This window comes from Rhodococcus sp. 06-156-4 (assembly GCF_002259345.1).
Lineage (GTDB): Bacteria > Actinomycetota > Actinomycetes > Mycobacteriales > Mycobacteriaceae > Rhodococcoides > Rhodococcoides fascians_E.
The window spans coordinates 169,791-185,525 of sequence record NZ_NPGB01000025.1 but is presented as its reverse complement, the minus strand read 5'-3'; the positions used below and the strand labels follow the sequence as shown (position 1 = coordinate 185,525).

The window sequence follows — 15,735 nt, the reverse complement described above, 5'->3', positions numbered from 1 at the left end:
AATGCACTTCGTCGACGGTGCCACCGGGACGTGGGTGCTATCCGAAGCTGAGTTGCGGTTGTTCTTCCGAGCCGGATTTTCCTCATCTCTGCCGATGCTCGACGCGTCGTCGGTCATCGAGGTGTGCGCCGCGCAGAGCATCCAGCGTGCGATCGAGCGTCGACTCGCCAGGATTTACCACGCAGACCCAGCCGTACGCGCCGTACAGCGGGTGCGGGTTGAACACGTCCGCGGTGCTAAAGTCCACGGTTCCTTCATCGATGTCGCCCGGCGCATATCCGATCAGGTCGGTGAAGGCGCGCGATCCGACGTGGATGTTCACTCGCCAGCGGTCGGGTGCGTCGAGACGAGAAGCCGCATCGTCAGGATAGTCCTTGGTCACGATCGTCGCGTAGGGCTGACGGTTGTTCGGAACCCGGCCGTCGGTCGCGTAGTAGAAGAAGTGATCGCCCCACGAGATCTCGGGATACTCGCTCCCCGGCTCGGGTGCGAGTTCGAGGACGCCGTCCAAGGTCCGCAGTTCTGTCAGGATCTGCTGCATCGACATGGTTCCAGTATCTGCTCTTTCGCCTTCAGGCGTCCCGCTGAGTTAGTGCCGGCCTCCTTACGACGATGACCTCTGGAGCGCCCTGGTCGCGAAACCACTGCTGCAGTTCCTCACCGCCGATGATGTGAGGTTCATCGAGTCCGACGTCGACGGATTCGTCGACGACGCCGCGCATGCCTGCCACATTCGCGTTTCCTAGTGCGCGACCTCCAGCGCGACCTGACTGCTTGAGCACGTTTTCCCGTAACCCCGTCTTACGTGCATTGAAACCGAACTGTCTGCGAAAGGCGCGACGCTGTGCAACCGTGGAGAGGCGGTCGGGGATCCGAACACTGTGAAGTTGAAGGAGTGCCGGTGACTGATTCTGTCGAACCCAGCAAGAGTTTTTTCGTACTCTGGGATGGCAGTCCGGAGGGATTGGACCCCGACGAACGCCAGGCGATGATCGACGCGACGGCCGACGGAAGGTTGTACGACAGTTCCTGGAGTTTCGGTCGTGGATACGGCAGTCCGCTTGCAGGTGACCGAGTATTTCTGTTGCGCACAGGAAATCTTAGGGGCGTCGTCGCCAGTGCCAGCATCACCAAGGACGGGGTCGTTATGGACGATCACTGGACCGGAAGTGGAAAGCGAACCGCTTACGTCGATGTCACCTGGGACGTGATGGTCGGTGACGAAGATCGATTGACGATCGAGGAGCTACGTCAAGCTCTGCCGAAATTCAATTTTCCGGTACTCGGTTCCGGCAGGCGCATCTACGACCCGTCCGCAGCGTCGCTCGAAAACCTTTGGGGCGAGCACGTCGACGATCTGGGTCGTCGGACCCAAAATCCGTGGTTGGGTGGTCGACCCCAGTCCCGGCAACAGCGGGTATCTCGTCGAATTCCATTGCAGCGAAACATGACCCCGAGCTACGACGTGGAATCGTTTGCTTCCTACCGAGCGCGCCGTGCCGAATCGGAACTGGTCGACCGTTTCGTTGCGCGATTACGTCCCGAGGGTTTGGACCTGAGTGGCTTTCAGCTGCAGGTCGAGGGTGTGAATCGGCCGTTGCTGGTGACCTGTTCGATCACACGAACAACGTCCTGTACGAAGCCAAGGCGTCGGCGTCACGAGAGGCAGTTCGAATGGCATTAGGGCAGCTGCTGGACTACCGCAGACACATCGAGACCAGTCCGTCGATATGCATGCTTCTACCCGATCGCCCGGCTGACGATCTAGTCGAGCTTTTGGGCGAGTACGGCGTCGGCTGCGTTCGCGAGGAATCGAACCGGTTCGAAGTTGTGCTGAAGTCAGCGGTCGCGGCGTGAGCGCCCCCGACAACGACGTCATCGGGAAACTGCTGGTCGCACACGCTGACTACGAAAGTACGGTGTCCGACTCGTACGACGAGGTTCTGTTCGACGTCGTAGCCAGAGTCGAGTGCGCGCGGAACATCGGTAAGGCCGACATTGGCGCTTTGCTCTTCTGGAAGCGACTCTGGGCCGATACTCCTTGGGCGATGGCGCTTCACACAATGCGCGACTCCGACGTCAGAGTCGTCACCGCCGCGATGTACGTGGCAGCAAATGATCTCTCGGTGGACGTCCCGACCGCTGCGGGTCGAGCGAGACAGGCGCTGATCGAATTGCCCGGATGCGTCAACGGCGGCGCGTTGCCCTCGGCGCTCATTCTCGCGGCTGCGCCGAGTCGAATGGCCATCTACGACAAACGGGCTCTCAAGGCGCTCGGGCTTCTCGGCTTGGCCGTCGACACGTCCAAGGGGTGGTATCGCGGATACATGACGACCGTCGAGAAGCTGCGGGTCGAGGTACGCAACCGTGGCAAGGATTGGTCTGCCCGCGACGTGGACAAGGCACTTTTCCAACTGGGCAAATGATCAGGGGTCGGGCGTCGGTTGCAGGGCCCTGTCGCTATGAGCGCCGTCAGCAGTTTATCGAAGCATCTGTGCGACCTGAGCAATCGCGGCCTCGAAGCGTTCGCGCCCGCCGCTCGTGTTCAGTCCCCGCGCGGAACAGTGCGGAATCTTTCCTGGAACCACGTAGAAGTCTCTGTCGATCCTTGCACGTGCCCAACCGTCTCGAGCAGCAGCGCCGAGCAGTAGAACGATCTCGATGTTTGGGCACAAGTCGACGAATTCGGTCGTCCATCGCACGGACCGAGTTCGTTCTGCAGGAGTCGAACCGCCATTCTTGACGCCTGCGACGGGGAAGGGAACGACATTCCAGTGGACTACCTCGGCATGTGAGACACCATGACGCTCATACGCTTCACGGCAATTGCGAGCCGTACGGTCATTGTTGTCCAGGCTCAGCAGGCCGGATCCTGTGCCGCTCTCTGCTTTGGTGGAAGGATTGTCGAGGAGCACTAACATACGTGCGTCCATACCGCCTTGATCTGGGTCGACGTAGGGAATGTGGCCATGCGGGAGGCCGACGGAATCCGCAATGGCGTCTGCCAACGCGTTCAACGGGCGGACGTGGGGATCCCGGATACGCGCAATCTTGTCGGCGACTACAGCAGGGTCTGAGTTACGTCCGTTTGGCATGACGACAGGATTGCACGCTGGTCCGACACGAGTGTCTTCCTCGACGCGGTACTCCCACCGCGGCCCTCGTCAACGGAGGTTGTAGACACCTCTGCCCTCGGACTTGTGTCAGTTGCGGGAAATCGTAGCAGTGTGGTGGGTCCCCAACGCGGGGGAACGACTTGGTACGTCGGTCCCGTAGGTTGGGTTCACCGGCGGATCGATGAGATGGAGTGATCGTGACCGACGATGGAACGACAGGCCCGGTTAGCAATGCGCGGGGAGTTGAGGAACTGTTCACGCTGTAACAAAACCGGGCAGTCGCCTATATTCGGGCGAATAGTTTCGTTTCGCTACAGGATGGACCACATGACAGACGAGTCACTGCCGACCCCGTATTCCGAAGATGACCAGGCTTTTCTGGCGAGCGCTGGAATCGCGGTCTCGGTTCAACCGGAAGGTGTTCTGGTGTCCGGCGACGACGCAGCCGTAGCCGGCTATCTCGCACGGATCAAGGACCTCGCCGGCGATGCGGTTCAGGTGTCTGGCGTGGACAAGACGTCGTTCACGTCGGCTGCTGCGGTGGCCGGCGCCGCTGCCACCAACGCCGTAGGCCAGGGTCAGTTTGTCCGACTCTCGCCCGAGAGCCTGAAGATGTTGCAGTCGTATCGAGTGATGCCCGGGACCGGCGGATACAACCGTATGACCGTCGTCGATGCGTCCCACAAGTTCCGTGGGCAGATGCAGTGGCAGAGCGTGTCGATGACGCCTACGCGTGCGCTGGGTGTTCAGTTGCTCGCAGTGCAGATTGCTCTGCAGACCGCGGTTCAGTCCGTTGCTGACGCAGTCGAGCGCGTCCAGGGCACTGTGGACCAGATCCTTGTTCTAGCACAGGCGTCGCAAGTGGGTGACGTGATCGGAAGCCACGAGGCGCTCTCGCGCATTGCGAAGGTTCACGAAGAGACCGGGGCGTTGCCAACCGCAGACTGGGAATCCATCGCATCTTTGGGCCCAGTCCTCGAGGTCGGTATCGCGAGGTTGCGCGAGCATGCCAAGCGCACCGTAGCGGGCTTCGATTCACTGAAGCCGGTGCAGGATCGGGCGAGCTACCTCAAGGACGCCGTTGAGGACAAGCGGCTCGGAGAGACCCTGCAGCTTTTGGTGATTGCGGAGCAGTCGTTGTACCTGTGGCAGAAGATGCGCATCGAACGTGTCCGAGCTACTGAGCCGGAACATCTCGACACTGTTGTGCAGTCAGCGCGGGCATTGTTGCTGGAACACTTCGAGCGTGACGGCGATCTGCTCATCCACGCCAGAAGCGAGCTAGCCAATTACGCGACGGTCAAACCGCTCGAGATCGTTCGATGGATTTCGACCAATGACCTGAAGCGTGACATATCGTCCCTGCGTCAAGATCTCGACGACTTCGCCAGCGCCAGGGGTAGCCAGGTTGCCGGATGGATCGAGCACGAAGACCCGTCCATCTCGGACGCGCTGGCTGAAGTAGGCAATCGCGCCAAAGCTGTCGGTGGTGCTGCCGTCGCGATCGGAGGCAAAGCAGTCGACGTTGGTGCAAGTGGCCTCGGATGGCTCGGTCGTAATCTCCAGAATGTTGCGGCGGGACGTAAGTCCGAGGATTGCTAGAGCCGCGTCAGATGGGACCTCAAATCCCACCACGGCTTGGAACGGAACGTGATGTATCGGCACGACACGCAATTGACCATAAATGCGAATGAACTTCTGCTGCAGTTACACAAAGCCGACCCGCTTCGCGGGAACGCGTCTCTGCAGAGAGCGGTCGGGATAGGTGACGGCCGGTACGAGCGGGCGAAATCTCGCTTGATCGAGCTGGGGCTGGCGCGACGCGGTACTGGCTCGGGTGGAAGTCTGCTGAGAGCGGATTCCACGGACGGAGACGGAGTCAACCGTGGCCCTCGCGTCAAGCCCGCCAAAGCAAGAGAGGCAAGGCTTTACGAGCCGCTGGTCGCGACAATGCGTCAACACTGGGGCAGCGAGGCGAAAGAGCCGCCAGCGTTGCCTCTCGCAGTTGAGAACACCGCGGCGCAAGGACAAAGACGAACGGGAGGACGGTGGTCTCGTCCCGACATCGTGCTTGTGCGAGTCAAGGAGTTCAAGTTCGTACCTGGCACCTTTCTCGAAGTTCAGACTTTCGAGGTCAAACCATTTACTCAGCTCGATGTTCTTGCGGTATACGAGGCTCTGGCACACCGCCGCGCAGCCACTCATTCGTGGGTTGCATTGCAGGTCCCGTCTCACCTGGTCGACGACTTGGAAGAATCGGTCGAGTGAGTAGTCAAGGTAGCCGCGAGTCATGGCATCGGAGTGGTGACCTTCGCCGTAGAAACTGACTACTCGACTTGGCGGATACTGGCTAAGCCGGAGCGCTTCCAGCCGGACCCCGGGCAGTTGAACGACTTCATTGAAACGCAGCTCCCGCCGGTTGTGCAAGACAAGGTTTTGGAGAGGCTTTCTCAAAGAATCGCGCAGGCGCGCGATGCGCAAACATTGTAGGTCCCCGCATTTACGCGGCTTTCACAAGAGCTCGTACGCCCTCAGCTTGCTTTGGCGGGCATGGAATCTCTCGGCCTCGGAAGAGCGAACTCGCGGCTGGCCAGCAGCGCAATGGGGGAGCTCGCTGCGGAGCGATCGAAGGCGAGCCCTCGGTAGAAGGCTCGAAAATCGGCGTGTAACGCTCAGCCCGCTGATTGTTATTGACTTCCTGGAACATGTGGCCATGTGCAGGCGGAAGGGGTGAGGGCGAGATGTGGATAGGCTACGTCGCTGGAGGCGTGATGGCGGTGGTCTCGTACAAGCAGTATCGTGCTCGCGTCACGGATCCCGATCGAGACGATCCCGCACGCTACCTCCCGTTGTTGAAGGGTGGTCTTCTCGTCCTCTGCGTCGTAGCCGCTCTTGGTATATGGGGCGTGTCCGAAGATTCTCTACTAGGGGTGGTCGGTGCGCTGGCAGCCACGCTTGTTTACTTCGTCGGTGTATTCGCGATCAGTTTCGGCGCATCGATGCGGCGTAGGTCAGCGGGATATACGATTTGCGAGATCAGCTACGCCAGCGCGCCGCGTGCCGTTAAAAAATCGATGCGAAAAATCTACAAGTCCGTCGAAGCGATCAAATCTAGCAGGGGCTTCACAGATGAGATGTTCGGGGATCTAGACATAGATCGCGTTGCATTTGCGGCCGCTCAGCGTGCTGTGCTCAGTTCGGAGCTGGCAACGGCTGCAAACAGGTCGTTCCAAACAAACATTTACAGCGCGCCGAACGTTTCTCAGTCTGTGGAGGATCGGCAAACAGCGCTGCTGATTGAAATAACAAACGTCGAACGTTCGCTGGCTCGGGCGCAGTCGGCGGCCACCAAACTGTCGTTCGACCTGGATGCGCCTGTTCGCGCCGCGGACGCGCAAAAGGTCCGCGACGCGCGTGAACTCAGGCGTGAAGAATCCAAGAGTCGAGTGGAAACTGTGCACAGTCAAATTGATTCGCTTGCGCCTCTGGATTGTCTGGCCGTCGAAGAGCGCATCTCGTCCGTCCGCGCCGGTTACACTGAGGCGCGAGTAATAGGTGAGCAGGCGGGTAGGACGTCGATTCGCGAGGTTGGCACCGACATCGAGGTAAACGGTGAACCACGGCCTGATGTAATCGTCGAACGGGCACAGTCGACGTCCAACCGGCGCATATTGAGGTGGCCAACTGCGCTGCGAAAGTGATTCATCCTGCTGCTTATGGCACTGGTTTCACTGCGTGGTCAGTTCACGCAGCGCTTCCCGAGTCTCCGGATCCGTCGAGTAGATGACCGTCCCGATCATGCCGCGGGTCAGCAGAACCTTGTAGACGTTCCTCACCAAGTGGTCGAATCGCAAGTCACTCACTTTCTTGCCGGCCTTGAAGTCAGGATCTTTGTTGAACTCTCGACGCGAGACGAATTGGCCGTCCCGCCATACGAGGTCTGGCCCAAGGATGACCCCGCTCCAGTCATATTCGAAACCCTGTGCGGTGTAAACACATCCGACCTGACCAAATCCGCCTTCTTCCGTCGCCCAGAGCTGCGATGGCGGCGCGTCACCCAGCCTCTTGTCCTCTTTGCTGTTCCACGGGCGAGCCCAGCCGCCGATCTCGACGTCGTCCACGAGCGTGTTGTCGTCGCGCTTGTTGCTCCACGGCCAGCAGTACCCGGCCGACATGCGCGCCGAGTAACCGTCGTCCAGCTTGCTCTGCAGTACGTATTCCATCTCCTCGGGCGTATCAGCAACCTGGAGAACGAAGGTGGGGTCTTCCTTCCACTCGACCGGTCCACCCTCGGCGAGTCCGAGAAGCCTGACCACCCAGTCGATGTACGCCTCGCTGCCGCCGCAACGGAACTGCTCGCCCAAGTTGACATGATGGACTTCCAACCCGAGGCCGGCTGCATGTGTCTCGATTTGCTCGCGCGTGCCCATCTCGCCGGGCCGCACCACTTGATGCTGGTCCAGAAGGAACACCGGTACCCGTGCAGCTGCGATCAATTCGTCGAGCTGCGGACGTCCGGTGCGATGCTCTGCCTTCGTCCACCGAGAGACAGACGTCTCGCGAATACGATGTGCCTCGTCGTAAATCGCGACGTCGAGATCGTTCGGCCCGGCAGTCATGAAACTGTTGAAGTACTTGAACATCGACTTCACTCGTGTGCTTCGGTGGCCCGCCACTCTGCGCAGAGTCTGTGTAAAGGACCGCGATCCCGTCGCATGAATAACGCTTCGTCCCTCTCTCGCCAACTCGCCGAGGAGGGAGAGCGCGATGACACTCTTGCCGCTACCCGGTCCGCCGGTGACGATGACGACTCGCTTCGTGTTCGCGGCTCGTGCCTGCTGAACGTCGTGCTTGACCTGCTCGACGGCGAGTTGTTGATCGCCGAGAAGGTGAAACTGCTCGCGGTCCTTGATCTCGGCCGCAGCAACCTTGAGTAGCTGTTGGGAGGGAGCGAACGCCGACGACAGCAACACATCAGCCGATCCGAGGCCATCGCTCGCCAGTCGAGATTGAAGGAATGCACGCAGGCCAGTGGAATCCGCGGCGGTGAACAGCTGGCCCTCGATTGTGACGGGGACACGATTGAGATCTGCGACGGCGGCAGGCTCGGTCGCATTGTGGAGATATGCAAGCCCGGCAAGCGCGTCTGGCTGATCGGAGAGCGCGCTGGCGAAGTCGCCCAAGTATTGGCAGTAGTTTCGGACCTGCAGAATCGGGTTGAGCTTGGGTCCGCCGGGCATACCCGGAACGTCGACCAATTCCGCGCTGCCTTCGTGTGCGTACGCGCTCGACCACTGTTTCAGCTCCACGACAACGAACGAGGGCGCGCCTGTCTTGGGATGGCGTCCCGCCAGCACCACATCAGCGCGCTGCGACGTCAGCGGCATCTGGTACTCGATGAGCATGTCAACGGAACCCAGCCCGGCGTCGGTGAGCGTCTCAGCGAATGCAGGCAGGCTCCTTCGCCACGACATCTGCTCGGCCTTGCCCGCGCGATAGCCACTCTTGTGCAGCATCGCCTCCAGGAGTTGCTCGACGAGGGAGTCGGGATTGGCAATTCCCACGATTTGGTCAGCAGTTTTGCGAAGCAGCGTCAAAATGTCCCCAGGGCAGCACGAATCGATTCGTGCGGGTGGGGGCATATCTTGACGCTGCGGGAGCGAGAAGCCCGTCGGGCCGCGTGTTCACTGTAGGGGACAGGCCGGACGGTATGCCGGAGACTCGCTCCGATCCGTGGTGCTGGGTGTCGACGAAGTTCATTCGTGTGAATGAACTTCGGTGATGGTCGTCAGCAGGCAGTGCCTTTGTACACAAGGCGCTCACCGGAACACCGCAGATAGAGCCGTTTTCGGTGGATACGACACCGTTCGGGCGCCCACAGACCATCCAAAGTTTGTCACCCACCACGTATAAGTTGAGTCCTGTTCAAGTAAGGGTGAAATGTGAGGGTCTGAATGTCGGCTGTGGATGACAGTGAGCTCCGTGGACGGGTACGCCGTTTGCTGGAGTTCCTGCGCGAGACGGTGGGTGCCCAGTCGAAGCCGATTCGAGAGTACGGCGTCGACGCCCGGGTCGAGTGGCTGTTCGACGATGCACGCCCACTCGACGTCAACACTGACGTTGCACCGGGTGACGTGGCGGTTCGCATCCCGCGAACCAGTATCGAGCAGCCACCAGGCCTTCCTGCGGAACTCGAACCGTGGATCGACGAGACCGCCACCCCGCCCACCGTCAAAGCCCACGCACGCGCCGAGGCCCACGAGTGGCTTCAAGAGTGGACCGGCTGGGCTCTCGAAGACGCCGCACGTCGCCCGTTCGCCGAGCTCTTCCGATCCGTCGACCTTATGCTGCACGACCTCGGCACCCAGCCCGAGTCCCTCGAACTCGTCATCGCCTCCGGGTACCTGAACGCCACTGTCGGTGGCCAACAGATTGCCACACACCTCGTCACCCAGCAGGCCAGCATCACGCGCGAGGACTCGACGGGAGATATACTGGTCACCGTTGCTCCCGCCAGCACGCCGCGCCTCGAAGACGTGCAGGTCCTGCTGGATCTGAAGGGCTTCGACCGCGCCGGCTCGAAGTCGCTGCACCGCAGCCTGTCCGAGCTTGTCTCGTCGTCGCTGTCGTCGGACATTCCGCGGCTGCTCGGCCAGTGGGCCACCTCGGCGTTGACGCAACCGCTGACCGTCATCGCCGATCACGACAAGCCCCCCAGCGTTCATGCCTCCACCGCAAACACCCTGCGCATGTCGCCGGCTCTCGTTCTGCGTAAGCGTGGTTCCTACGCGCTGGTGTCGTACTACGACGCCATGCTCGCAGCGCTGGACAACGGCGCGCCTGTGCCTGTCGGGCTCTCGCACCTCGTGGAGGGCCACGACGAGAGCGCACGCGCAGACTGGCTCGCCGCCAACATCGGCGACACACCCAGTGCGGAGCCTCTGTTCCCGCTGCCTGCGAATCGCGCCCAGGCCGGAATCTACAACCGCGTCATGAACGACACCGGCGTCGTCGTCGAAGGCCCTCCCGGCACCGGCAAGACCCACACCATCGCAAACCTGATGTCCGCGTTGATGGCTCAAGGCCAGCGCATCCTGGTGACCAGTGAGAAGGCGCAAGCGCTCCGCGTCCTGAAGGACAAGCTGCCCAGTGAACTGCAGGACCTCTGCGTCTCCGTCACCGATATGGCGCGTGGGGGATCGGCCGAGCTCGACGAGAGCGTCTCGACCATCGCGAACCGCAAAGCCGCGTTCGACCCCGCCGAGTCCGCCAAGACGATCAAAGCGCTCACCGGCAAGCGCTACAGCGCCAAGGAGCGGCGCCACAGGCTCAAGGAGCAGATGCGCCTTGCCCGATCGTCCGAAGCCGAGATCCACACGCCGTCGCCCACCTACTCGGGCACGCTCGCGGCGATCGTCGGCAAACTCAACACCCAGCAGCCGGACCTGGGCTGGATCCCCGGCCCGCTGCACACCGAGCACCCGCCCTTCGACGACGCAGCGTTCGCGTCGCTGTTTCGGGGCGGTGCACCGAGTCCGGCTGTGCCGTCGATCGACGACGTGCGCGCGCTCTGCGCACGGGCTCACAGCTCACCTCGACTGCTCCCGACCCTCGACGACGTCGACCGGACCCAGCTCCACTACATCCGCCCGTCCGCGCAGGCCCTCGCCGACCGTGCGCGGGCCGTCGAAAGCTTCGGCCCGGCTTATCGAACTCTCGCCGACGGCATCCTCGCCGGCTCGCTCGGACCCGCCTGGTCCCGCGCTCAGACGGTCTCGGCGATGTTGTCTGTCGCCGTCAGCGCCGACGCGTCCGTCGGGTCGCATCAGGTCACGTCGGCCGTCACCTCGCGTCAGGCACTCAACGCATTCGACGCGTCGGCGCGGCTTCACGAGACCGGTCAGGCAGGTCCCGACGCACGTCGGGCGGTGGATCAGCTCGACGCGCGGGCCAGTGTCGACGGCGTCGACCCGACGGACGCAACCGGGCTGCGGTTGGTCGCCGAACACCTGCGGTCACTCGTCGCCGTCGAGGACGCGGCAAACCTGTTGCGCACGATCGGTATCGAACTACCCAGTACCAGCGTCGACGGCCGCCGCCTGCGCGTCGACACCCTCAGCACGGTCTGGAATCAGGTCGTCGCCACCGGCAGCGTCGTTATCGTTCGCGACGAGCTCGTCGCAGCGTTGGGTGCCGTCGTGCCCTCGGTGCCGCAGGTGACAACCCTCGCCGACGCGCTCGCCCTCGCCGGCGAGATCACCGGTCTCACCGATGGCTCCGACGCCTCTGTGGCACGCGCGTCGCTCGACGACGTTGCAGACCGCCTGGCCCGAGAGGTACCGAACTCCGACTACCTGGTCGCCGCCCTGCGATCGGCCGACGCCGACACCTACGAGCGACTCGCGAGCGAGCTGCAGCCCGTCGCGAACGCTGGGCTCCTCGATGTTCTCACCGAGCAGGCACCGAGCCTCGCCCGCGCAGTGGCCGAGGATAGCGCCGCCGACTGGGCCTCACGGGCAACCACATTCGGCAAAGCATGGACGTGGCGATGGACCAAGCAGTGGGCGGAGAGTCGCCAGCAGCCCGACGAGAACGACAACCTGGACGACGATCTCGACGCCCTCGACGCGGAAATCTCCTCACTCACGGCCAAGCTCGCCGCCGAGCAGGCGTGGCAGGAATGCTTGCAGCGCATGACCAATCGTGAGGTCACCGCGCTGCGCGCCTACCAGGAAAACATGTCGAACGCGGGGCTCGGCACCAGCAGTCTCGCGCAGCGGTATCGCGTCGCAGCTCGTGCGGCGATGCAGGATGCGCAGACGGTGGTGCCTGCGTGGGTCATGCCTATGGCGCAAGTGCTGTCGTCGATTCCGCCGCAGCAGAACGCGTTCGACGTCGTCATCGTCGACGAGGCCAGCCAGTCCGAGGTCACCAGCCTGCTGCTGATGTGGCTGGCGCCGAAGATCATCCTCGTCGGCGACGACAAGCAGTGCGCCCCTCCGGGCATCAAGAACTACACGCTGCAGTCGGTGTTGGAACGGCTCGACGACCTGCTCTCGGACGTCCCGGTCAGCACCCGCATGATGCTCACTCCCAAGTCGAGTCTGTTCACGTTGCTGCGTGCACGGTTCGGCGACATCGTCCGCATGCGCGAGCACTACCGATCCATGCCGGAAATCATCGAGTGGTCGTCGACGCAGTTCTACAGGGACATGCCGCTCGTGCCCGTGCGGCAGTTCGGAGCGGATCGGCTTGCACCGCTGCGCAGTACCTTCGTCGACGACGCCACCACGGCCGGCTCGAGCACCCGGCTGACGAACCTGGCCGAGGCGCATGCACTCGTCGACCAACTCGTTGTCTGTCTCGCAGAACCGGACTACGTCGAGAAGACCTTCGGCGTCGCCGTCCTGCAGAGCGCTGCGCAGGCGGACCTGATTCGGTCGCTGCTGTTCGAGCGGGTTCCGTCCGAGCAAATCGACGAGCGACGCATCCGCGTCGGCACCCCGCCTGATTTCCAGGGCGACGAGCGCGACGTGATGTTTCTGTCGATGGTCGTCGCACCCGGCTCGTCGTCGAACGCGATGACCGCCGACCTTTTCAAGCGCCGCTTCAACGTTGCTGCCTCGCGTGCGCGAGACCAGCTGTGGCTGTTCCACTCCGTCACGGCCGACAGCCTGTCGGCAACGGATCTACGACGGTCACTGCTGTCCTACGTCGAAGCGTCGCCGACGGTTCCAGTGCCCGCGATGCCGTCGTCGGTCTCGGCGGACAGCGGGCATCCGGACTTCGGATCGCTCTTCGAGCAGCAGGTCTTCCTCGCGCTGCGTGAGCGTGGGTATCACGTCAACCCCCGCGTCGACGTCAACGAGATGACGATCGATCTCGTCGTCACCGGTGCTGCGGTGCGCGTGGCGATCGAATGCGACGACGACACCGAGGTCGACGCCTACGAGCTCCTGGATCGTATGGAGCGCGAGTTCGAACTGCGCCGCAGCGGATGGGTGTTCCATCGTGTGCGGGCGTCGGACTTCGCCCTAGACCGTGAGCGGGTGTTCGGGACCATCACCGAGATCCTCGATTCGGTGGGCGTCCTGCCCGACGAGGTGGCGGTGGTCGTCGAGGGTGCCGAGCCGTCGACGTGGTCGCCTATCGAGCTGGTCCGTGACGCCGACGATGCCGACGCCGACGACGAGGTGATCGAGCTCGCGATCGTCGAAGAGCCCGCGCCGTCGCGGACGGTCGATGTCGATCTCGCGCCGCTGCCCGAGGTCATCGAGACGACCGACGAGCCCGAGGACCTGGACGAACCCGAGGACCACTTCGAGGACGCCGAGGATGAGGCTCTCGTCGAGCCCGAACCGAAAACGACTCGGACGATGCCGCGTGAGGATCTCATCGCGGCCATTCGGTATTCGCAGAAGCGCAACAAGTTCTCCGTGGCACAGACTGTCGAGGACTGTGAAGTCACGCCCGAGGCGGTCCAGGAGGCACTCGCAGAGATAAATTCTCGCGACGATGCGCTGAGAGCCTCGAAGAAGAGACCGCCGGCTCCGACGCCCGACGTCATGCCGCGCAAGCGTCGTACATCGGGTGTGGTGAGTAAACCGGTCGTGGTGTCCGGAAGTCGCTCACTGCAGGCCGAATTGGATGCGTTGCCGGTGGCGTCGTGGGCAGGGGCGCGGGAGATCGCGATTGCCGCGGCGCGTCCGACTGCGCCGTTGACGTTGGAGCGGTGTCAGCGGGTGACGGGGTTGTCGGGGACGAAGGCGGATCAGTTGTTGGCTGACCTGGTTGTGACCCGCAAGCTGGTCAGACGTAAGCGCGATGGTGTGGAGGAATGGGTGCGGCCGCAGGGGTTAACGCTATGACACAGGTGGTGAACCGGTCCGAGGGTTTGCGGGACTGGCAGAAAGAAGCGTTCGAGAAGTGGGTGTCGTCCGGGTATCGCGCGATCGTGGAGGCGGTCACCGGTACCGGGAAGACGCATGTGGGGTTGGCGGCGACACTGGACTCGGTGAGTCGTGGTCGTCAGGTGTTGGTGGTGGTGCCGAGTATCGATTTGCTCGAGCAGTGGTACACCGCGATGGTGAAGGCGTTGCCGAGTGTGCGGATCGGGCGGCGGGGGAACGGGCACAACGACACGTTCCGGCAGTACGACGTGCTGATCACGACGATTCAGTCGGCGATCCGGCCTGGCGCGCCGATGCCGCGGACCGGTGCTCTGCTCGTGGCCGACGAGGTGCATCGTTACGGGGCTGGTTCGTTCGCGAAGGTGCTGATCAATCGGTTCGAGGAGCGGCTCGGGTTGACGGCGACGTTGGAGCGTCAGGACGACGGTGTCGACACGCATCTGATGCCGTACTTCGAGAACTTGGTCAAGGGCTGCGATGCGGCGCGGGGGAGGCGTGACGGGATCCTGGCGCCGGTGCGGGTGATGACGGTGGCGGTGCCGTTCTCTGCGCAGGAGGCGTCGAAGTTTCAGGATTTGGACGAGAAGGCGAAGTCGCTGCGCAACACGTTGATCTACGACTATGGCTGTGCCGCCGAGCCGTTCGGTGAGTTCATGAAGAATGCGGTGGACTTGAGCAAGGAGCGGCATCTGCCGGCGAGCCGGGTGGCGAGTAGGTATCTGTCGGCGTTCAGCAAGCGGCGGGCGTTGTTGGCGGACTGTGAGGGCAAGTTGCAGGCGTTGGCTGCGATCAAGCCGGGGCTGGCGAAGTCGGAGCGGTCGATCGTGTTCTCGGAGACGAAGGAGTCTGCGGCGAGGGGTGCGGAGGTGCTGAAGGCTGGTGGGGTGGCGGCGCATCAGTATTCGAGTCATTTGGATCGGGTGGGGCGGACGCGGATTCTGAAGCAGTTTCGTAGTGGTGAGTTGACGTCTCTAGTGGCGCCGCGGGTGCTGGATGAGGGTATCGATGTGCCGGCGGTGGATGTCGGGGTGATCATAGCGAGCAGCTCATCGAAGCGGCAGATGATTCAGCGGATGGGCCGGATTCTGCGGCTCAAGCCTGATGGTCGGCCTGCGGCGTTCGTGATCATGTATGTGGCGGGGACGAATGAGGATCCGTCTCTAGGGGCGCATGAGGCGTTTCTGGATGAGTTGACGGGTGTGGCCGAGGAGGTCGTGGACGTCGAGCTGGCTGATGCGGGTGCGGTGTTGGCGAGTTGGTTGGGTCAGTCGGCGCCGATTCTGCCGAAGCCACCGGTGGAGCCGACGCCGATCGAGCCGATCGTGATTCCGCAGTCGAAGATGGTACCGACGTTGGTGTCTGCGGCGCGGACGCGGACGGTGAAGGAGATTCTGTCGGAGGCGCAGTACGGGACGCCTGATCAGCTCGACGGGATTCTGCGGTGTATGGCTGCCATCGATGTGCGGGAGGCGTCGGTGTTGATTCGGCGGTACGGCATCGACGGGGCGAAGCCGCGGACGGTGTCGCAGGTGGCGGCGGAGATGAATCTCAAGCGCATGCTCATCGAAAGCCTTGAGAAGCGGGGGTTGAAGTCGTTGGAGAGGGAGGCTGGGAGGGCTCTTGAACGCGTCGCTGCCGGACTGCCATAACTCTGGCGAGTTGCCGCCCTCAACTCGCCAGTGACCAGGTAGAGTTCCGTTTATTTGCGT

11 protein-coding genes are annotated in these 15,735 nt (G+C 62.5%); 7 read left to right on the top strand and 4 right to left on the bottom strand.

Going from position 1 to position 15,735, the window contains the following annotated elements:
• Positions 1-82 precede the first annotated feature (82 nt).
• Together CH290_RS16645 and CH290_RS30300 are read right to left on the bottom strand one after the other, a co-directional pair.
• Positions 83-547 (bottom strand): DUF6194 family protein, encoded by a 465-nt coding sequence (locus CH290_RS16645; RefSeq protein ID WP_033187891.1) that lies wholly within the window; start codon positions 545-547, stop codon positions 83-85.
• A gap of 25 nt (positions 548-572) precedes the next feature.
• Complete coding sequence (locus CH290_RS30300; RefSeq protein WP_155295504.1) at positions 573-731, bottom strand: hypothetical protein; 159 nt, start codon at positions 729-731, stop codon at positions 573-575.
• 170 nt (positions 732-901) lie between these two features.
• Here CH290_RS30300 and CH290_RS16635 point away from each other — a divergent pair, with 170 nt between their 5' ends.
• Entirely contained in the window at positions 902-1,684 is a 783-nt protein-coding gene (locus tag CH290_RS16635; RefSeq protein WP_141216217.1) for a hypothetical protein, read from the top strand.
• Positions 1,685-1,853: 169 nt separating this feature from the next.
• On the top strand, positions 1,854-2,426 hold the full coding sequence (locus CH290_RS16630; protein WP_212555952.1) for a hypothetical protein: 573 nt from the start codon (positions 1,854-1,856) through the stop codon (positions 2,424-2,426).
• Between the two features lie 54 nt (positions 2,427-2,480).
• Here CH290_RS16630 and CH290_RS30745 read toward each other — a convergent pair whose 3' ends face one another.
• The gene (locus CH290_RS30745) at positions 2,481-3,095 is read right to left on the bottom strand and encodes a uracil-DNA glycosylase (protein WP_033187889.1); all 615 of its coding nucleotides are present in this window, start codon (positions 3,093-3,095) and stop codon (positions 2,481-2,483) included.
• A 348-nt stretch (positions 3,096-3,443) separates the two neighbouring features.
• Here CH290_RS30745 and CH290_RS16620 point away from each other — a divergent pair, with 348 nt between their 5' ends.
• The 3 genes from CH290_RS16620 to CH290_RS16605 all read left to right on the top strand — a co-directional run bounded on the left by CH290_RS16620 (position 3,444) and on the right by CH290_RS16605 (position 6,817).
• Positions 3,444-4,718 carry a hypothetical protein gene (locus CH290_RS16620; RefSeq protein ID WP_230620833.1) on the top strand — a complete coding sequence of 425 codons (1,275 nt, stop codon included), beginning with the start codon at positions 3,444-3,446 and terminating at the stop codon, positions 4,716-4,718.
• A 702-nt stretch (positions 4,719-5,420) separates the two neighbouring features.
• Positions 5,421-5,606, top strand: a complete 186-nt coding sequence (locus tag CH290_RS16610; protein ID WP_094623458.1) for a hypothetical protein — start codon at positions 5,421-5,423, stop codon at positions 5,604-5,606.
• Positions 5,607-5,884: 278 nt separating this feature from the next.
• Positions 5,885-6,817 (top strand): hypothetical protein, encoded by a 933-nt coding sequence (locus CH290_RS16605; protein ID WP_141216216.1) that lies wholly within the window; start codon positions 5,885-5,887, stop codon positions 6,815-6,817.
• A 27-nt stretch (positions 6,818-6,844) separates the two neighbouring features.
• On the opposite strand, the gene CH290_RS16600 is transcribed toward CH290_RS16605, so the two are convergent.
• Positions 6,845-8,713: a DUF2075 domain-containing protein gene (locus tag CH290_RS16600; protein ID WP_033187884.1), complete on the bottom strand. Its 1,869-nt coding sequence runs from the start codon at positions 8,711-8,713 to the stop codon at positions 6,845-6,847.
• 357 nt (positions 8,714-9,070) lie between these two features.
• Here CH290_RS16600 and CH290_RS16595 point away from each other — a divergent pair, with 357 nt between their 5' ends.
• Together CH290_RS16595 and CH290_RS16590 are read left to right on the top strand one after the other, a co-directional pair.
• On the top strand, positions 9,071-13,984 hold the full coding sequence (locus tag CH290_RS16595) for a PDDEXK-like endonuclease domain-containing protein (protein WP_033187883.1): 4,914 nt from the start codon (positions 9,071-9,073) through the stop codon (positions 13,982-13,984).
• Positions 13,954-15,675, top strand: a complete 1,722-nt coding sequence (locus CH290_RS16590; protein ID WP_052082950.1) for a DEAD/DEAH box helicase family protein — start codon at positions 13,954-13,956, stop codon at positions 15,673-15,675. Before CH290_RS16595 ends, CH290_RS16590 begins: the two co-directional genes overlap by 31 nt.
• Positions 15,676-15,735 lie beyond the last annotated feature (60 nt).